This window comes from Paraburkholderia lebeckiae (genome assembly GCF_014201005.1).
Taxonomy (GTDB): Bacteria; Pseudomonadota; Gammaproteobacteria; order Burkholderiales; family Burkholderiaceae; genus Paraburkholderia; species Paraburkholderia tuberum.
Genome location: NZ_JACHDK010000009.1, coordinates 105,630 through 123,744, shown reverse-complemented (window position 1 = coordinate 123,744; position 18,115 = coordinate 105,630). Strand labels below are relative to the sequence as shown.

Genomic DNA, 18,115 nt, shown 5'->3' with positions numbered 1-18,115 from the left:
TGGTTTTTCGCTCTATGCCGGTGGAGCAGTCATGTGGATGGTAATCCTTCGTCTCTTGCCGCTTTCATTCGCATTCCCTATTGCTGCCGGCTCGCTTGTGATAGGCACCATGCTAACGGGCGCCCTTTTTCTTAAGGAGACTGTAGGTGTTTGGCAGTCTGTCGGGGCTGCAATGATCGTCGCTGGCATTTCTCTAATAGCTGGAACGCGTTGAGAGGCTTTATGGATAACAGTGTTGAGCAGCAACGGCAGCATTTCAACGAGATTTCGGAAAAATATTTCAGTGCAAGAAAGGATCCAAACCACCTCTTGTTGAAAGAGTTGATCTGGAAGAACTTTCTTTCGCGCAATAAGCGGATAGCGCCAGAAATCCGAAGAGTGTTGGAGCCCATGTGTGGAATGGCGGAAGGATACGATATTCTATCGAAACACCTCATTGAACACATGGAATACCACGGGTTTGACTATAGCGAAAAAATGGTCGAATTCGCTAAAGAGGTGCGTCCTACGCTGTTCATAGAGTGGGATGACGTAACGAGCTTCAAAGCGTCCGATAATCCGTACGACATGATCATTCTGATTGGCGGACTTCATCACGTTTATTCTCGCGCACCAGAAGTTATAAAGAATTTGGCGCAGTCTTTGCGGTCCGGCGGCTACTTTATAAATTTCGAACCAACACAGAATAATTGGTTGACTCGCTTTGTTAGAAATCGCATTTACAAGTCAAACGATATTTTTGACGAAGACACCGAACAAGGATTCGACTATTCAGATCTTGATCGATATTTCCGTGAAGCGGGGTACACCAAGGTTGACCAGGTATATCCGGGATTGTCTGCTTACGTTTTATACTACAATCCGGATGCGTTCCCACTCTTGAATATTGGCGGGAAAGCAGCCGTCAGATTTTTATTCGCGCTCGATCGCTTATTTTGGGGGAATCTGATCGGTCGGAAACTCTCGTTTGCCACAATGAGCTTATGGAAAAAGAGCTAAAAAATTAACTGGCTGTCTGGGGGAAAGGTAGTTTCGGCGTTTTGTAGAGCGCTTACGGCTGCCTTAGTAACATGCATACTGGGCATAAATGGACCAAAATGAAGTCGCGACCAAGCTATTTGGCCCCTCCCCTGTTCTTTTCCATGGCATAGGAACTCTGAAAAAGTGGCCCTATGTTACGGCCTCTTGGTGGGCTCCTTTTCCACAGTGCGCCGGCACTTCAGCGCCGAAGACCGGCACCGCTGGCGACTGCCATGACGACGAAATGTGTGAGTCGTTCTTCGGCGCGCTCGAGGCGAAACTGCTGACGCGCGAGCGCTTCGAAACGCCAGAGCAAGCGCGGTGTGCGATCTTCCGCATCATCGAAGGCTGTGGGTACAACGTCCCGTCGCCTTCACAGCAGTCCTAGGCTACTGCTCGCTGGAGCAACAACACGAAAAGAGACAGGAGCCTTCACGGCGCGGATTGCCCACTGTCGGGTAGCGTCGTGGTCGTGATTCCGACCCGCCGCCCGCCCGTGGACGACCCGCGAGTCAACACGAACGGAGGACAGGTTCCACCGTAAAACTCAACTGCAAATCTATCCGTCGAGGCGGGTCAATCTCGATACAACCCTGATCGGCTGATGGAACCGCTCGGCTATATCCCGTCCGCTGAGGCTGAGGCTGAGGCAAGCTACTACAGGCAACTCAGAAATGCCGCTGACGTACCTGCGATAACTTAAAGCCACCAGCTGCCACGATTCCCGGGGCAGTTCAGACGATCATCTAACCGCTTTCCTGGCAACGAATAGCCGCCCCTCATCCGAATTGCGCTCATAGTTGTGAAAGTCTTGAAACCGTGGCCCATTTCCGCGTGGGAACCATTTTTCATTGAATGGATGTTCGGCCTGAACCTCAAGTCCGAATTCGCGAAATCTCTCTTCCCACCATTCCCACGGCTTGAGTGTCACGTGATATGGGTTACCGTCTGGGTCGTTGTATTCTACAAAGGAGACGGACCCGATGAAGAACCCGTCGTCCCGCAGGTGCTTGCGAACGTTTGCGAAGAGGGAGGGTAACCCTTCCTCTTCAATATGCTCGAGCACTTCCCACATCGTGACCAGGTCGAACTGGCTGACTGCGTTGGTATCCCTGTCCACAAAACTGAATTCACGCGTGATGTCACAGGTGAACAAGTTGTTGCCAAGCAATGGCCAGTAGCCAATCTTGTTCCGCCGGCAAAAATCCGAACCATCGATGCCGACCGCTAGAACACCGTTCATCGCGAACTCGTAGACGATTCCCGCTGCCCCGGTTCCGAGATCTAATGCATGCATGTCCTTACCGAGAGCATCGATGCAGTTCTGAACAAACAAAGTGGGGCGGGACACGCCCTCCATTGTCGAATCCGGGCTCAGATGATCATTACTCTCATACGCGATTGGAAAATCGGTCTTCAATTCGATGAGTCTCGCAGCGTCGAACACGACACTGTCCGAGAACGTCCGGGAGGCGGACATCGTCTCTACATACATCTTCAGCAGAAAATCGATCTGATAGTTCGACGCCAGCACGCCTTGACGTGTCTCGTATTCGAGCGTCCGTGATCGTTCTTCCACGATACGCAAGAGGTCATCAATCGTCCGTGATCGCTCTTCCACGACACGTAACAGGCTATCCATCGCAGAAAGTTGGGAGATGAACATCGTCGACCTCTCATCCGCAGTTGCGAGGAGAGTCTCGATATGTGCAATGCGCGTTCGCAAGTCATTCAATCTTTCCAATGGCTCGAGACGCTTATCAAGATCCCGAACCTTCGCGTCAATTTCTGCAGACCGCAAATCGGCAATTTGCGTCAGGTTCAATAGATGTTCCAGACTGGCACGTACATCCGGTTCAAAGGAGGTACTCAGCTTCGGTTCGCGCCTGGTTGTATTAGCTAACCGCCGCAAGATCGAAAGCATTAAACTTTTGGTAGAACCGTTAGACATCGTCAACTTCTGTCAAGTGGATTGCGCTTCAGCGTGCTGGACGCGGACATTCAGCTCAGATCGAAGTTCTAGGTCGCAAACACCATCGAACACGTACTCCCTGTTCTTCAGTATCACTGTGAAGTGTCCGGCATCGTCGGCCCAGTGAAGCACCTGCTGGTTCCCGTAATATCGGTCGTGTTCGCGAGCGACAACCGCCTGGACTTCGTAGAGGTTCGCTCCCAGCGTGCAGCGACCGCTGAACCTCACTGTAAAGCGATCCCCCTTGGCGAACTTCCGGCTCCAGAACGCAGTTTCGGGCGCAGATTCGAATCGGCGCATGTCCTCGTTCAAGGTACCCCAAGTGGTGACCTTTATGCCCTCTTTGCTAACGATTCGGAAGGCTACGTTAAGGCTATCGATATCGACATTACACACGCACTCTATCGCTAGCGTGATCTCGTCACCGGCGTAGAGCACACTCTGAGGGTTCCCTTGGCCATCGAATACTTCGACCTTCCGAATTTCGACTTCCCTGCTTCCATAAGATTTTTGTGTGCTTTGCGTCTTCAATGTCGTCTGGCTACGCTGCTGCAGGTCCAGGAAGGCGGCCTCTTCTTGCTGCTGCAAAAACTCCCGGTAGGCGAACAAAACATCCGACGTGCCGCCGCATTTCTGCGCGTGGCCGGCATTCAGAAATACAGCCCGCTGCGTCAGCGTTCGAACGATCTCCTGGTCATGCGAAACGAACAGCAACGTCGTGCCGTTGTTCAACAACTTCTCGATCTGTCGATAGCAACGCTTCTGAAAAAGCGCATCGCCTACCGCAAGCGCCTCGTCGACAATCAGAATGTCCGGTTCGACCTGCGTTTGAACAGCGATCGCCAGACGCACGACCATACCGCTCGAATACGACTTAACTGGTTGATCAATATGCTGACCGATGTCCGCAAAGCCGACTATCGCATCGTACTTCTGCTCGATCTCCTGGCGACTGAAGCCAAGGAGTGCTCCATTCAGAAAGACATTTTCCTTGCCCGTGAACTCAGGATTGAACCCAGACCCGAGTTCGAGCAACGCGGCGACGCGGCCGTTGGTATTGACGAGGCCCGTCGTAGGTGACAACGTGCCCGTAATGATTTGCAGCAGCGTACTCTTGCCACTACCGTTTCGTCCGACGATGGCAAAGGCCTCGCCGCGGCGCACGTCGAACGACACATCTTTGAGCGCCCAGAATTCGCGGAAGTAATCTCGCGGTGGGCTGCCCGTCAGTCGGTTCAGCCGCGGCAAAATGAACTGCTTCAGCCGATCACTCGGCTTGTCGTAAAGCTCGAAGCGTTTTGACACGCCTTGTACACTGATCACAATATCGTTAGATGACATCGGCGAAACCCTTCCGCGTTTTCTGAAACCACGCATAGCCAAGCCACGCGATGACCAACGCTGTCGCGCCATAAATGGCAAGGGCCGACCAGTCCGGTAGTTGCCCAAATAGCAGCACCGCTCGCGCTTGCTCGATGATCAGGGTAAGCGGATTGAGCATGAGCCATGGCCTGATGGCCACCGGCAACGCTGTGATTGGGTAAAAAACCGGAGATGCAAAGAGGAGTACGGTCATGATCAGACCAATGGGCTGAGCCACGTCTCTCAGGAATACGCCCAGCGACGCAAGCGCCCACGCAATGCCAACGGTCAACATGATCAGCGGTAGCAGGACAAGTGGCATGAAAATGACCGTCCAGTGTATGAAGCCGTTGAACAGGACAAAGAACGCGAGCCAGACCGCCAGACTAACGCAAGCATGGAACAGTGCTGTTCCGAGTGCGGCGACAGGTAGGATTTCCAGCGGAAAAATAATCTTCTTGACGTAACTTACGTTGTTCACGATCAACATCGGCGCCTGCGTCAGCGTCTCAGCGAACAAGGTATGAATGATCATGCCGACGAACAGCAGAAGTGCAAACTCCGTTTTGCTTGCGGGAAGGGCTCCCCCCCACCGAGCCTTGAACACCACGGAGAACACGAAGGTGTAAATGGTGAGCAACAGCAGTGGGTTGAAGAACGACCACATCACGCCCATCACTGAGCCTTTGTAGCGTCCGATGACGTCGCGACGAGCCATCTGCAAGATCAACTGACGGTTCGCCCACAAACTGCGGACAAGAGCCGCCAGCGATACCGGTTTGTTTTCGTGGGGATTCATATAGCAATGGAACCATTAGGCCGGCTAGTCGGACGCGTTTGATCAGCTAGCGCGTTTGACGCGACGGCCGATTTTCGTCCTCAGCAGATTGAGCCGCTCGCCTACGCCCTTCTCCCGCAGCGCTTCGATCTGATATAGCACCCAACGCCGGCTAAGGCGCGAATACGGCACCGAAGCAGGCATGGCGACCACACGCGGCGCAAGTGAAGGCATTTCGCGGAAGTAACCACGATATACAGTGAACACTTCAGGACAGAAGTCGCCGAGGAGTTCGTTCTCCATTCCCTCGTTCCACTTGCCTCTGGGGAATGGAGCCAGAATATCGATAATCACCGTCGACGGGATCTCCTGCTGAATTTTCTGCTCCCCAACCAAGGCAGCGAGCGGCTTACCATGCAGGTACGGGAGAGCAAGACACAGATTCGCCGGCAGAGATTCACGGCGGAACATCAGACGCGCGTAACCGATTGGAGCCTCGTCGTTCAAAAAGCCGAATTCGAACTGCTCGGAGACCGTATGCACGGCCGCTTCGCCGTTCTTGATGATCGCCGCGGTGGCTGCGCAATGTCGCTGTGGGTCGCGGATCAGACTGCCGGCGAGCACCTGCACATGGTTTGATAGAAGCCGTTCGTTCGGTGCGACAAACATCAGCGCGTCGACATCGCGCGCGTCACCGACGATTTCCGCGATCACGTTGCCGAGTTTGCGTTCGCCCTTAACGGCTGCGGTTGGGCCGCGATCGAAAAAGTCCAATTCGAGAACACGCACTGCCGGAGTCACGCCGACAAGGCTCTGCGCGAGTTCCGCGCGATGTTCGCGCGCCTCGACACGATCGATCACGAGCACAGGCTCGATATCACGGTAATCTTGCGCCGCCAGACTCGATAGATGCGACTGCACAGTCTCCTTCGAAAATTCCGGGACCAGGAAATACGCGCCGACCCTCAGCTTCGTCGCCTCTTTGCGCAGTCCCTGGAGTGCAAGCAGGTCTTCCTTGCGTTGTTGAAAGCCCAGATATAAATCGCTTAGATTTCGGACCAAGCTGAACTTCTCACGGAAAATCCGCTGCGCCTTCTCGATCTTCGCTAGAGCAAGTTCAGGGTTGGCTTTCGCCCACGCGAGGTGCGCCTGAATGTCTTCACATATTTTGTCGACCGAACAGCGGCTATCGATATACAACAAAGCATCGCCGAAATACTTCGATGCAAAACGGTTCTCGTCACAAATCACGAGTGTCCCAGCAGCGACGCTTTCGAAGAGCCGGTTCGACATCAACCCGGACTCCTTATGAGCCGCCGAAGACAGCACGAGCGAAACGCCTGCCTTCGAAATCTCCTCGATCATCGAGACGCCGTCGAACGGTATCTCCTTTACGTAGCTCTGGTAACCCGCCCATACCTTGACGTTCAGGAAGACACTCGGGCCGTAAATGCGCATCATGCCGGTCTGGTCGAGACGCTTCAGAACGTCCTGATGGCGAGACTGGCCCCCATTGACGGCCTCCCAGTTGATCCCGACATAAAACAGTTTGTGATCGCCAAGCGAAGGCGGCCGCGCGATGTCGGCGAGCGAGTGGTAAAGCTTGAAATGCGCGGGCAGGTGTGTCTGAGCGTTGCGAACCATGCGGGCGACGTGATCGTCGGCCGCCGCCGAACTGCAGCTCACAAAATCGTCGTGTGACAGCAGATTGCGCGAGGTTCGCTGATAGCCCCACTCGTGATAGAACTGCAGCGGATTCCACAATGCGACAAACGAGAAAACGTCGTAGTACTTCGGAGTGTCATAGTGGAGGTGCAGCACAAAATCGACGATTTGCCTGCAGACCACCGTGTTCGGGTCCGCAAGCAAGGTGCCATCGGCGTGGATCTCGATGCATTCGACGCCTATCGCTGCCGCCGCAATCTTCAGACGCGCAATACACTCGTCTTCGGCTGTCTTCAACTTCGGCCATAGCTTGACCACAGCGAAGCGGCCAATCAGTCCAGTGGGCAGTTTAAAGTTGTTAGATACGTTTTCGTTCATGCCCACTCACTTCGGGTACAGATATCTCGCTGAAACGGTCGCAAGCCATCCGACCTGCAACCCGTCTTCCTAAAATCAAAGAATGCCGCGCAGCGATCGCTGCGTGCGGACTAGAGTCGACCGTCCTGACCCGACGTCGCGAACAGCCCGAGCAAGTCCTCATATGAGCTTTGCAAGCCTCTGCGCTCGTCGACCTTGGGACGCCACCCGAGTGAAAGGATGCGCGAACTGTCAAGAAGCTTGGCCATCGTACCGTTCGGCTTGGACGTGTCGTACACGATATCCCCCTTGAAACCCACTACCTCTGCAATCATCGTGGCGAGTTCAGCGATGGAGTGATCGAAACCGGGGCCGACGTTATAAAGGTCGTATTGCGTATCCGCAGCCATCAGGCACTTCATGGCGTCGGCAAGATCATCGACGTGAAGCAGTTCACGGCGCGGTGTACCGTCGCCCCACACCACAAACTCCGTCTTGCCCTCCAATTTCGCCTCGTGTGTACGACGCAGGATACCTGCGACCACGTGGCTATGCTGCGGGTGATAGTTGTCGCCCGGGCCATACAGATTGGGCGGAATCACCGAGATGAAGTTGCTGCCGTGCTGCTTGCTGTAAGCGCGGCACATTTCGATGCCAGCGATCTTGCTGACCGCGTACGCGCGAATGTTCTGGTCCAGCGGCCCAGTAAGCAGCGCTTCTTCCTTGATTGGCTGTTCCGCCTTGGTGGGATAGGTGCAATTCGACGCCACGAACACCATTTTCTTCGCGGAAAAGCGATGCGCCGCGTTGATGACGTTGGTCTGCACCATGATGTTGTCGTACAGAAAATCCGCCGGCAACGTGGCGTTCGCGTGGATGCCGCCCACCTTCGCACCAATGTGGAAAATCATTTCCGGACGGTTACGTTCCATCCACTCGAAAACTGCATGTTGGTTACGAAGGTCCAACTCTTGACGCGATGTCAGCAGAAGCTCCGCGTTCTCGTTCGCGAAGCTGCGAACCATCGCGGACCCTAGCATGCCGCGGTGACCCGTGATCCACACTTTTCTGCCTGCGAAGAATTGATCAGATCTTTCTGCAACCAGAGAGTTTTTAGTCTCAGACATTCGACTGCCCATTAAAAAGATTAAGCACCGGCGTGCCGCTCCACGCAGATGAAATTTACCACGCTTCGCCCTGTGACCGATGAACGGCCCCCGGACCAGACAGCCCACGCCGCGGCGTTCGCGCCGCGCGGACGGGCAGAACGCAACAAACCGGCGTTATGCGACAGCGAGACAGATCGCAAGCAGAGCGTTGCTCACGCTTGCAGCGAAATGTGCGTCGCCTTCCCATCTTCGGCCCCGTCCTCGCCGCGCCGTACCATCCACTCGATCGTGTCCGCAAACGCTATGGACATACTCCCCGGAACCATCCGGCGCAATTTCGCAGCCGACCCAACCAGCACACTGACTTCATTGGCTCTCACGAACTGGGGATTCACGCGAATCTCGAGTTCGTGACCGGACACATGTCGAACAATCTCTATGACTTCCTGAAGCGTGTAGGGTCGCTCGCTGCAGACGTTGACGACTTCGCCGGCCGCGTCCGCTTCGAGCAGCGCGCGGTAGATGTACGCCACTTCACGGACATCCGAAAAGTCACGTGCGACGTCGAGATTGCCGAGTTCGATGAAAGACCGCTTTTGCACGAATGACGCAACGATCTTCGGCACCAGGAAGCGCTCCGACTGACCGCAGCCGGTGTAGTTGAAGGGGCGCGTGATGATGATGGGCAGACGGTCGAACCATGTCCGGACGAGGTGCTCCATGGCCGCCTTGCTCGCACCGTAATGGTTGACCGGCGCAGGCGTCATACTTTCGTCGACCGTGCCCGGCGTATTACCGTAGACGTTCGCGCTGCTGGCGATCACGATCTTGTCCGGCCGATGCCCCGTGTCCGCGCAAGCTTGCAGCAGATTCAGCGTCCCCATCACATTGACACGGTACATGTCGAGCTTGTCGTCATCCGCCACGAAGCTGCTTGCAGCGAGATGGACGATATGGGAAGGCCGGACGACGTCGATGACGTGCCGGCACTCCTCCAGCGACGTGATATCGAGCACATGCTCGCCCGGTCCCGGAGCAGACATCACGCTGCCGCTCACGTCGTACCCAGCGCGCAGTAACTCATCACGCAAGTAGGCACCCGTGAAGCCGCTTATACCCGTGATGAACGCACGGCGCATGCTCGCCTCAATAGGACTGACCAATCTTGTTTCTCCGCAGATCGGCTTCCACCATCATTGCGCAGAGACCTTCCAGCGTCGTCTTGGGCTCCCAGCCCAGCTTTTCTTTGGCTCGCGTGGCGTCGCCGATCAACAGGTCGACTTCCGCCGGGCGATAAAATTTGGGGTTCACCCTCACAATCACCTTACCACTCGATACATCGACACCTTCTTCCTTTTCGTCCTTGCCGCGCCACTCGATGTCGGTGCCGATCGCACGGAAGGCCATTGTCACGAAGTTGCGGACAGTTTCGGTGCGATTGGTCGCAAGCACGAAAGTGTCCGGTTCATCGACCTGGAGCATTCGCCACATGCCTTCGACGTACTCTTTCGCGAAACCCCAGTCGCGCTGCGCATCAAGGTTGCCCAACTCAAGGACATCGAGTTGGCCAAGTGAAATCTTCGCGACCGAATCCGTGATCTTGCGCGTGACGAATTCACGCCCGCGCAGCGGTGATTCGTGATTGAACAGAATGCCGCTCGTCGCAAAAAGGTCGTACGATTCACGGTAGTTGACGGTCATCCAGTGCGCGTACAACTTGGCCACACCGTACGGGCTGCGAGGATAGAAAGGCGTGTCTTCTTTCTGCGGCACGGCCTGGACCTTACCGAACATTTCGGAGGTGGAGGCCTGGTAATAGCGAATAGAACGGTCGGTAAGACGAATGGCTTCCAGCAGATTCAGCGCTCCAACACCAGTGATTTCTGCAGTCGTGGCTGGCTGGTCGAACGAGACACCGACAAAACTTTGAGCGGCAAGGTTGTACAGTTCGCTCGGCTGGGCCTTTTCTAGCAGGCGCAGTGTAGAACCCAGGTCGGTCAAATCATGCTCGATCAGTCGGAGCTTCGGATGGTTAGTAAGACCGAGTTCTTCCATTCGCCAAAAGTGCACCGAACTCGTACGCCGATACGCGCCGTACACATCGTAACCTTTTTCAAGCAGCATCTGAGTCAAATATGCCCCATCCTGCCCTGTAATGCCAGTCACAATTGCGCTCGTCAATTCCGTCTCCGATGATGACTTCTCCGCCCCATGCAACGTGCCCTAACGCGAAGAAAAAAGTTAATAAATCGGGGCGATTATAGCGGATCTCTATTTCCCCCCATTCCTGTGCGCGACTCTTGGCAATGCCGACGACGTTTGCTTCATGCTCACGCCACCGGCTCGGTAATAATGCACTTAGAGCACTCATTTCTGACTTTTTTACCGCGCCAACTGTCGTCAGTCAGTTCAACCTGCAAATTGAGCGTCCGATCGAATGCGCGCGAACAAGGATTGCTCGCCGCATGCGGCGGCTAACGGGCCGCGCGAGTCTCTCTCGTTGGCCGATATTGTACTCCGGCCTCCTTTTCATAACGCTCACAGGTAGCTTACGTAAATTGGCGAGGCCCCCTCGGCAGAAGAACGGCCGGCAAACCATGCGCAACACGCGTTGCCGCATGAATCGCGAGTGCGCCGTTCGCAAACACCGCGGCGTCAGGACCACATGGTGGGTGACGTCGGAAAGCCGGCGGTAAGACAGAGCGTCAACGCGTCCCGCCAATGCGGCGCGGCGAGACCGAAGACACGCGCGAGCTTCTCGTTCGACATCCGCGAATTGATGGGACGTCTCGCAGGCGTCGGATAGTCGGCGGTGGGGATCGGCAGCGTTTTTGGCTTGCTCGGCAAGTCTGCTAGCTCGAAGACGGCCGATGCGAAGCCGTGCCACGAAGTCGCGCCGCCGGCGCACAGGTGATAAACACCCGAGCGCTCGCCCCACCACTTCGCGCTGGCCTCCGCGGCGAATGCCCTGCGCGACCAGATGGGAACTCAGCCCGATCAACGGCGTGCCCAAGAACGCGCACACCGACGAGACTGCTTGCTGCCTCAGCGCCCAATAAATCGCCCACAACTGCAGCAGCGCGCACAGGTAGATCCACGCGCCGTATGTCTGCGCGACCGGGCCGAGGAACGGCCCGAGCAACTTCGTGACGATCGCCAATAGCAGGTTGCCGTCCATGAACACGATATTCGTGCCGACAGGAAAATCGCTCGTCCCGATATGCCCAGGCGGAAATTGCCACGGCGCGCTACGGAACAGGTTGATTGCGGCCAGGTTCCGCGGGTAGTCCCCGATGTACAACCATTCGAGATGCGAAGGACGCAAGGCCGACAGGCGGCGACGATTCGGATGCGGGGCCGCGCTGTGCGCCCGCCTCACGAAAAAACGAATCGCTTGTCGAGTTGGTATTTCACTACATAGCCGATCGTGAGGCCAATGGCGCCGCCGACGAAACGCGCTGGCTCGGAATGAAAGATAGCGTCCGCTCCGAACTCGAATCCCCAGAAGATGACCGTGGTCGCCACGCCCATCAACGAGTATAGGAAGAAACTCGCCACGCCATGCGAAATATTCTTGTGGCGGTAGCGAAAGATCCAGATCTTGTCGAGTACGAACTTCAGCACGAGGCCGCCTCCGGTGCCGACCAGCACCGAGAGCAGCACATCGAAACGGCCGCCATAAGCCATCAGCGACAGCTTTTGCAGACCGATGTTCGCGACGATGGACAGCGCCGCGAAGAGCGCATAAAGGACCACGAGGTGGGGCGTGGCGAGTGGTTTGGCCGATGAATTCACGGTATCGATGCGTTGATGTATCGAGTGCCGGAAACGGTCGGCCTTCGCGAGCGCGACAGGCCGACCGCCTTCCATTACAACGACAGACGGTTATAGATGCGGCGCGGAATCGATCGAATGATGAGCATGATGACCGCCCAGAACCACGGGGTGTACAGCACGTCGCGGTGACGCGACACGGCTTTCACGATATCAGCGGCCACGGCTTGCGGCGTCGCCACGAGGGGCTTGGGCAGCGGCAGGCCCTGCGTCATCGGCGTGGCGACGAAGCCCGGCTTGATCGTCACCACATGTGCGCCGACCTTCTTCAGGCGCGCATTGAGCCCTTCGCAGAATGTGGCCAGTGCGGCCTTCGCACTGCCGTACAGGTAGTTCGATGGACGACCCCGATCCCCTGCGACCGAGGCGATCACCGCCAGGGTGCCGCTGCGCTGCTGCTCGACGATGTTCGCGAAACGCGTAAGCAGTGCGATCACCGAAACGACGTTCGTCGTGAATTCGCGCACCGCGACGGCCGCGTCGCGCTCGCATTCATGCTGATCGGGCAAGGTGCCCGGCGCAACCAGCACGATGTCGATGCTGCCGAGGGCGCTCTGGCATGCCTGCACAACGGCCGCGTGCGCATTCAGATCGTCGATGTCCAGATGGTGGCAGGTGACGAGCTCGGCGCCGCGCGCCTTCAGGTCGTCTGCAGTTTCCTGAAGGCGCCGCGCGTTGCGGGCGACCAGCGCGAAGCGCACGCCCGGCCCATTCCATGCACGTGCACAGGCCGAAGCGATGGCCGAAGTTGCACCAATGATCACAATGTTCTTCATAAGCGAGTCGTTCGCTCCCAAAATCGAGAAAGCAATGCAGGGTCCCTCAGTGCCTCCAGATCCGTCCAACGGGGGTAGGCCGCGCGAAAATCGTTCCCCGACATGTGCGCATCCTTTGCCGGATAGAGACGTCCACCGCTCTCGCGGACGATCGCATCGAGCGTGTCGAACAGGCGCTGGTTCGACGCCTCGCGCTGCGGGAAGTCGAGCGCAAGGGAAGTCCCCTCCCGCGGAAAGGAAAGCCACCCCGGCGACAAAAGATCACCGCAGCGCTTGAGCACGGCGAGGAACGAGCCGGTGCCGCTGCGCGAAATCGCATCGAGCACTTCGCGTATAGCTTCGCGTGCGCAACTCGGCGGAATCACGCATTGATATTGCTGGAAGCCGGAGCGGCCATAAACCCGGTTCCACTGCAACAGCGCGTCGAGCGGATAGAAATAGCTATCGTATCCGACCTTCGCCTTTATCTCGCCCGCAACCTGGCGGCGATAATACGTCTCATTGAGCACGCGCAGCGTCACCTTGTTGAACACAGGGACTGGTGAGACGATCGGAATCGTGTGCTTCTTGCGGCGCTCGACTGCGAGCGGCCCTTCCGCCGCGTGGTCGCCGACCATGAAGATGCCACGTCCGAGCGCCGCACCGCGGCTTTGGCAATCGATCCATGCGACGCTGTATTCATGAAGCGGATCGAGGCGCTCGGACAGGACAAAGAATTCGTCGACGTTGTCGAAGCGGATGCTCGATACATCCATCAAGCTCGTGCGGATCGGCATGAGTTGAATCTCAACCCAGGTAATCAGTCCCGTGAGCCCCAGTCCGCCGATGGTCGCGCCGAAAAAATCGGCCTCTGCGCCAGCCCCGTCCCCGGGGGTACATTCGCGCTCGCTGCCATCGCTGCGCAGTAGGCCGAAGCGGCGCACGTAGCGGCCGAAGGTACCTCGCACGTGATGATTCTTGCCGTGAACGTCATTGGCCACGGCTCCGCCAAGCGTAACGTACTTGGTCCCCGGCGTGACCGGCAGCATCCAGCCGCGCGGAATCGCGAGCTCGAGAATCATTTCCAACGTTACGCCCGCCTCCGCGCGCAACACACCGCTCGCGGTGTCGAAGTTGATCAGACGATCGAGGCCGCGCATGCACACGACATGGCCCGAAGACGCGAGACAGCTGTCGCCATAGCTGCGGCCCTGGCCAAATCCGAGCGTCGTGCCGCTATGTGAAGCGGCCGCGCGCCACGCCGTTACTACTGCGTCGCGCCACGCAGGTGTGTGCGGATTCTGCGGTGCATACGGATAGAGCCCCCAGGACTGAACGTGCGCCATCTTCTAGATCGCCAACCAGAAAACGACGGCGCACAACCCGATTACAACCCAACTACCACGATCCTTGGCGGCGAAAACGACGGGATCGTCATGCATGTGACCGCGATGGGCGATGATCCAGATACGGCTTACCCAGTAGAGTAGAAGCGGGCATGCAAGCCAAATATATTGGGGATGGCGATACAGCAAACGTGTATTGTCGTCCTGGATATAGAGCGCCAGCACCAGCACCGACAGATAGCCCGCAGCCGCACCGAGCGATGAGACGAGCGACAGGTCAGCCGCCACATATCCCCGGCCCCGCGACTTGACGAGTCCGCGCGCCTGCAGCAGATGCAGTTCGGCAAAGCGCTTGACGAGGGCGAGGCTCAGGAAGATGAACATCGAGAAGGCGAGCAGCCAGAAGCTCAGTCTCGCGTCGACGGCCGCGCTCCCCGCAACGATGCGCGAAGTGTAGAGGCAAGCGAGCGCCACCACGTCCACCATGACTTGCCTCTTCAGATAGAACGAATAGGCGAGCGTGAGCGCGTAGTACGCGAACAGCACCAAGGTAAATCGGATGGGCAACAACACGTGGGCGATACAGAATCCGATCACCATTAAGACCGGAAATAATATCGCGCCCTGCCATAGCGGCAAGGTCCCTGCCGCGAGCGGGCGCCGACGCTTGGTCGGGTGATGCCGATCGTCCTCGAGATCGAGCAGGTCGTTCAGCAGGTAGACGCTCGACGCGCACAGCCCGAACGAAACGAAACCGAAGACGGCCGCGGCGAGCAGATGCATCGACGATACCTCGTGCGCAGCCAGCAGCGGCAAGAAAATGAGCAGGTTCTTGAGCCATTGATGCAGCCGCAATGACTTCGCCCAAACCTTGGTACGCGGCGGACGCGTCTCGATGACGTTCTCGACATTACCTTGCCTGCGCGCGACCCGCTCGACTCCTACCGACGGATTGACTACGTAGGCACGGTCGGCGGCCTGCCACACGGCGATGTCCGCGTGCGAATTTCCGGCGTAGTCGAAGCCCTTTTCGCTGAATTCGGCGACGAGCCGATCGCGCTTGTTGCGCGAGCTCAGATTGACGTTGCTATTGGTAGCGAAGGTTTGGTCGAACAGACTCAGGTGATCGGCAATCGCATACGCGAAGCGCTCATGGCTCGCGGTGGCGAGGACAAGGCGGCGCCCGGCGGCGCGTTCCTGCTTGAGCCATTCCAGCACCTTCTCGTCATAGGGCAGCACCGTCACGTCGATATCGGTCGTCTCAGCGAGACGGGACTTGAGCCCGGGCTTGCCAAAGCGCATCAGCCAAAGCAGCGGCTGATAAAAACGATGAGGCGCGGCCTTGAAAAACGCAAAGACGGATTCGATCAGAACGTCGGAGCGCATCAGCGTTCCATCGAGATCGACTACGAGGGGCTTTTGGCTCATTTGAATGGCCTTGAATTCCGAAAAATGTGAATGAGAAAAGTCTGCTCCGCTCCTCGTGACATTGAATGATGGCAGTAAGTGACGGCCGGCGCGAGAGTCTCGCTCGTCAGAGACGCTGCATCAGCAACGATTGACAGGCGACCTCGGAAACCCATCCGTCAGGCACAACCTCAACGCATCCTTCCAATGCGGCGCGGCGAGCCCGAACACGCGCGCCAGCTTGTCGTTCGACATTCTGGAATTGGTTGGGCGCTTCGCGGGCGTCGGGTAATCCGCGGCCGGAATCGGCAGCGTGTTCGGCCTGTTCGGCAAATCCGCGAATTCAAAGATCGCCGACGCGAAACCGTGCCACGACGTCGAGTCGCCCGCGCACAGGTGATAGATGCCCGAACGCTCGTCCCACCACTTCGCGCCGTCTTCGGCGGCGAAGGACTGCGCGCACAGATGCGCGCTCAGCGCCGCGATCGTGTTGCACCAGGTGGGCGCGCCGAACTGGTCGGCCACCACCTTCAGTTCCGGGCGATCGGCGCCGAGCCGCAACATCGTCAGCAGAAAGTTCTTGCCGCGCGTGCCGTACACCCAGCTCGTGCGCAACACGAGGTGATTCACGCCGCTCGCCGCGATTGCCTGCTCGCCCGCGAGCTTGCTGCGGCCGTAGACGTTCTGCGGATCGGTTGGATCGTCTTCGACGTACGCGTCTTCTTTCGTGCCGTTGAACACGTAGTCGGTCGAATAGTGGATCAGCGCGGCCCCGAGCTTTTTCGCCTCCTCGGCGAGCACGCCCGGTGCTTCGCCGTTGACGCGCATTGCCAGGTCGCGCTCTTCTTCGGCCTTGTCCACCGCCGTATAAGCGGCCGGATTGACGATCAGCGCGGGACGCACGTCGCGCACCACCGCGCGAATCTGATCGAGGTTCGACAGATCGAGCCGCGAGCGGTCGACCGCGACTACGTTGCCGAGCCCTTGCAGCGTGCGCGCAAGCTCATAGCCGACCTGGCCATTTACGCCGGTGACGAGAATCGTCCGTTTCGCGTCGTGTGCACTCATGCGATCCTCTTATGCGTAGACTTCCGCGTCGGCGAGACGCTTGCCCGCCGCATCCTTGGCCGCGAGCAGCGGCTCGAAGTCGATCGGCCATTCGATCCCGATCGCCGGATCGTTCCACACGATGCTGCGCTCGTGCTCGGGGAACCAATAATCCGTGGTCTTGTAGAGGAACTGCGCGGACTCCGACAGCACGACGAAGCCGTGCGCGAAACCGGGCGGCACCCACACCTGCCGATGGTTCTCGACCGACAGCGTCACGCCGACCCACTTGCCGAAGTTCGGCGAGCTCTTGCGGATGTCGACGGCGACGTCGAACACCTCGCCCTCGACCACGCGCACGAGCTTGCCCTGCGCATGCTGGATCTGATAGTGCAGACCGCGCAGCACGCCTCTCGCCGAACGCGAATGATTGTCCTGCACGAACTCGACGCCCGGCTCGACCTTCTCGGCGAATTCGAGCGCATTGAAGCTTTCGAAAAAGAAGCCGCGCGCATCGCCGAACACCTTCGGCTCGATGATCTTGACTTCGGGCAGTGAGGTTGCGGTTACCTGGATGGCCATGCGACGTGATCCGTGAGAATGTTTTGCAGGTATTGCCCGTAGGCATTCTTCGCGAGCGGTTTGGCGAGCGCGAGCAACTGCTCGCCGTCGATCCACTGGCGCCGGTACGCGATCTCTTCCGGACACGCGACCACCAGACCCTGGCGCTTTTGCAGCGTTGCGATGAAGGTCGCGGCTTCGATCAACGAATCATGCGTGCCGGTGTCGAGCCACGCATAACCGCGGCCCATGATCTCGACGTTGAGCGCCGCGTTCGCGAGGTAGCGCGAGTTCACGTCGGTGATTTCGAGCTCGCCGCGCGGCGACGGCTTGATGTCCGCGGCGATGTCGCAGACCTGCTTGTCGTAGAAGTACAGACCCGTGACCGCGTAGTTCGAACGCGGCTTGAGCGGCTTCTCTTCGATCGACAACGCGCGGAACTGCTTGTCGAATTCGACCACGCCGTAGCGCTCCGGGTCGTGCACGTGATACGCGAACACGGTGGCGCCGTCGGTCTGATCGTCGGCGCGTTCGAGGTGCTTCGCGAGATCGTGGCCGTAGAAGATGTTGTCGCCGAGAATCAACGCCGACGGATCATTGTTCACGAACTCGCGGCCAATGATGAACGCCTGCGCGAGTCCATCCGGCGACGGCTGCACCGCGTACTGGATGTTCATGCCCCACTGGCTGCCGTCACCGAGCATCGCCTCGAAGCGCGGCGTGTCTTGCGGCGTGGAGATGATCAGCACGTCGCGAATACCCGCCACCATCAGCGTGGACAGCGGGTAGTAGATCATCGGTTTGTCGTACACCGGCAGCAGCTGCTTGGAGACGACGTGCGTGATCGGATACAGGCGGGTGCCCGAGCCGCCCGCGAGAATGATGCCTTTGCGCGCCATTGC

The 18,115-nt window shown here is 57.9% G+C and carries 17 protein-coding genes and 2 pseudogenes; 2 read left to right on the top strand and 17 right to left on the bottom strand.

Annotation, left to right across the window (positions count from 1 at the left end):
- Positions 1-222 precede the first annotated feature (222 nt).
- On the top strand, positions 223-999 hold the full coding sequence (locus tag HDG39_RS19105) for a class I SAM-dependent methyltransferase (RefSeq protein WP_184007670.1): 777 nt from the start codon (positions 223-225) through the stop codon (positions 997-999).
- A gap of 88 nt (positions 1,000-1,087) precedes the next feature.
- Positions 1,088-1,408, top strand: a complete 321-nt coding sequence (locus HDG39_RS19100) for a hypothetical protein (RefSeq protein ID WP_184007668.1) — start codon at positions 1,088-1,090, stop codon at positions 1,406-1,408.
- 354 nt (positions 1,409-1,762) lie between these two features.
- Here the strand turns inward: HDG39_RS19100 and HDG39_RS19095 are convergent, their stop codons facing one another.
- The 17 genes and pseudogenes from HDG39_RS19095 to rfbA form a co-directional block, all read right to left on the bottom strand.
- Positions 1,763-2,971, bottom strand: coding sequence for a methyltransferase domain-containing protein (locus HDG39_RS19095; protein WP_184007667.1), 1,209 nt, complete (start codon positions 2,969-2,971; stop codon positions 1,763-1,765).
- A gap of 12 nt (positions 2,972-2,983) precedes the next feature.
- Positions 2,984-4,333 (bottom strand): ABC transporter ATP-binding protein, encoded by a 1,350-nt coding sequence (locus HDG39_RS19090; RefSeq protein ID WP_184007665.1) that lies wholly within the window; start codon positions 4,331-4,333, stop codon positions 2,984-2,986.
- Positions 4,323-5,153: an ABC transporter permease gene (locus HDG39_RS19085; protein WP_184007663.1), complete on the bottom strand. Its 831-nt coding sequence runs from the start codon at positions 5,151-5,153 to the stop codon at positions 4,323-4,325. Before HDG39_RS19085 ends, HDG39_RS19090 begins: the two co-directional genes overlap by 11 nt.
- A gap of 42 nt (positions 5,154-5,195) precedes the next feature.
- Positions 5,196-7,175, bottom strand: a complete 1,980-nt coding sequence (locus tag HDG39_RS19080; protein WP_184007661.1) for a glycosyltransferase family protein — start codon at positions 7,173-7,175, stop codon at positions 5,196-5,198.
- Positions 7,176-7,285: 110 nt separating this feature from the next.
- Positions 7,286-8,281, bottom strand: a complete 996-nt coding sequence (locus HDG39_RS19075; protein WP_184007659.1) for a GDP-L-fucose synthase family protein — start codon at positions 8,279-8,281, stop codon at positions 7,286-7,288.
- A gap of 194 nt (positions 8,282-8,475) precedes the next feature.
- The gene (locus HDG39_RS19070) at positions 8,476-9,402 is read right to left on the bottom strand and encodes a GDP-mannose 4,6-dehydratase (protein ID WP_184007944.1); all 927 of its coding nucleotides are present in this window, start codon (positions 9,400-9,402) and stop codon (positions 8,476-8,478) included.
- A gap of 7 nt (positions 9,403-9,409) precedes the next feature.
- Complete coding sequence (gene gmd / locus HDG39_RS19065; RefSeq protein ID WP_260328092.1) at positions 9,410-10,387, bottom strand: GDP-mannose 4,6-dehydratase; 978 nt, start codon at positions 10,385-10,387, stop codon at positions 9,410-9,412.
- Positions 10,377-10,634 carry a hypothetical protein gene (locus HDG39_RS19060; RefSeq protein ID WP_184007970.1) on the bottom strand — a complete coding sequence of 86 codons (258 nt, stop codon included), beginning with the start codon at positions 10,632-10,634 and terminating at the stop codon, positions 10,377-10,379. Before HDG39_RS19060 ends, gmd begins: the two co-directional genes overlap by 11 nt.
- Before the next feature lie 284 nt (positions 10,635-10,918).
- Positions 10,919-11,255, bottom strand: a pseudogene (locus HDG39_RS19055) (sugar nucleotide-binding protein); the annotation flags it as partial.
- Between the two features lie 39 nt (positions 11,256-11,294).
- Positions 11,295-11,642 (bottom strand): annotated as a pseudogene (locus HDG39_RS36050) (DUF6311 domain-containing protein); the annotation flags it as partial.
- On the bottom strand, positions 11,639-12,058 hold the full coding sequence (locus HDG39_RS19050) for a GtrA family protein (RefSeq protein WP_026225623.1): 420 nt from the start codon (positions 12,056-12,058) through the stop codon (positions 11,639-11,641). The gene HDG39_RS19050 and the pseudogene HDG39_RS36050, both read right to left, overlap by 4 nt.
- 74 nt (positions 12,059-12,132) lie before the next feature.
- Positions 12,133-12,873 carry an SDR family oxidoreductase gene (locus tag HDG39_RS19045; RefSeq protein ID WP_184007656.1) on the bottom strand — a complete coding sequence of 247 codons (741 nt, stop codon included), beginning with the start codon at positions 12,871-12,873 and terminating at the stop codon, positions 12,133-12,135.
- Complete coding sequence (locus tag HDG39_RS19040; RefSeq protein ID WP_184007654.1) at positions 12,870-14,198, bottom strand: FAD-binding oxidoreductase; 1,329 nt, start codon at positions 14,196-14,198, stop codon at positions 12,870-12,872. Before HDG39_RS19040 ends, HDG39_RS19045 begins: the two co-directional genes overlap by 4 nt.
- A gap of 3 nt (positions 14,199-14,201) precedes the next feature.
- Positions 14,202-15,626, bottom strand: coding sequence for a UbiA family prenyltransferase (locus tag HDG39_RS19035; protein ID WP_184007652.1), 1,425 nt, complete (start codon positions 15,624-15,626; stop codon positions 14,202-14,204).
- Positions 15,627-15,746: 120 nt separating this feature from the next.
- Positions 15,747-16,673 (bottom strand): dTDP-4-dehydrorhamnose reductase, encoded by a 927-nt coding sequence (gene rfbD, locus HDG39_RS19030; RefSeq protein WP_184007650.1) that lies wholly within the window; start codon positions 16,671-16,673, stop codon positions 15,747-15,749.
- A gap of 9 nt (positions 16,674-16,682) precedes the next feature.
- Entirely contained in the window at positions 16,683-17,234 is a 552-nt protein-coding gene (gene rfbC, locus HDG39_RS19025; RefSeq protein WP_184007648.1) for a dTDP-4-dehydrorhamnose 3,5-epimerase, read from the bottom strand.
- Positions 17,219-18,112: a glucose-1-phosphate thymidylyltransferase RfbA gene (rfbA, locus tag HDG39_RS19020; protein ID WP_184007646.1), complete on the bottom strand. Its 894-nt coding sequence runs from the start codon at positions 18,110-18,112 to the stop codon at positions 17,219-17,221. Before rfbA ends, rfbC begins: the two co-directional genes overlap by 16 nt.
- Positions 18,113-18,115 lie beyond the last annotated feature (3 nt).

What these genes read in the sequence shown, in the direction of transcription:
- HDG39_RS19040 (WP_184007654.1), bottom strand. Translation starts at nt 14,198, where the DNA reads ATGGCGCACGTTCAGTCCTGGGGGCTCTATCCGTATGCACCGCAGAAT.
- HDG39_RS19095 (WP_184007667.1), bottom strand. Translation starts at nt 2,971, where the DNA reads ATGTCTAACGGTTCTACCAAAAGTTTAATGCTTTCGATCTTGCGGCGG.
- HDG39_RS19035 (WP_184007652.1), bottom strand. Translation starts at nt 15,626, where the DNA reads ATGAGCCAAAAGCCCCTCGTAGTCGATCTCGATGGAACGCTGATGCGC.
- HDG39_RS19045 (WP_184007656.1), bottom strand. Translation starts at nt 12,873, where the DNA reads ATGAAGAACATTGTGATCATTGGTGCAACTTCGGCCATCGCTTCGGCC.
- rfbD (WP_184007650.1), bottom strand. Translation starts at nt 16,673, where the DNA reads ATGAGTGCACACGACGCGAAACGGACGATTCTCGTCACCGGCGTAAAT.
- rfbC (WP_184007648.1), bottom strand. Translation starts at nt 17,234, where the DNA reads ATGGCCATCCAGGTAACCGCAACCTCACTGCCCGAAGTCAAGATCATC.
- HDG39_RS19085 (WP_184007663.1), bottom strand. Translation starts at nt 5,153, where the DNA reads ATGAATCCCCACGAAAACAAACCGGTATCGCTGGCGGCTCTTGTCCGC.
- HDG39_RS19105 (WP_184007670.1), top strand. Translation starts at nt 223, where the DNA reads ATGGATAACAGTGTTGAGCAGCAACGGCAGCATTTCAACGAGATTTCG.
- rfbA (WP_184007646.1), bottom strand. Translation starts at nt 18,112, where the DNA reads ATGGCGCGCAAAGGCATCATTCTCGCGGGCGGCTCGGGCACCCGCCTG.
- gmd (WP_260328092.1), bottom strand. Translation starts at nt 10,387, where the DNA reads ATGCTGCTTGAAAAAGGTTACGATGTGTACGGCGCGTATCGGCGTACG.
- HDG39_RS19070 (WP_184007944.1), bottom strand. Translation starts at nt 9,402, where the DNA reads ATGCGCCGTGCGTTCATCACGGGTATAAGCGGCTTCACGGGTGCCTAC.
- HDG39_RS19090 (WP_184007665.1), bottom strand. Translation starts at nt 4,333, where the DNA reads ATGTCATCTAACGATATTGTGATCAGTGTACAAGGCGTGTCAAAACGC.
- HDG39_RS19080 (WP_184007661.1), bottom strand. Translation starts at nt 7,175, where the DNA reads ATGAACGAAAACGTATCTAACAACTTTAAACTGCCCACTGGACTGATT.
- HDG39_RS19100 (WP_184007668.1), top strand. Translation starts at nt 1,088, where the DNA reads ATGGACCAAAATGAAGTCGCGACCAAGCTATTTGGCCCCTCCCCTGTT.
- HDG39_RS19060 (WP_184007970.1), bottom strand. Translation starts at nt 10,634, where the DNA reads ATGAGTGCTCTAAGTGCATTATTACCGAGCCGGTGGCGTGAGCATGAA.
- HDG39_RS19075 (WP_184007659.1), bottom strand. Translation starts at nt 8,281, where the DNA reads ATGTCTGAGACTAAAAACTCTCTGGTTGCAGAAAGATCTGATCAATTC.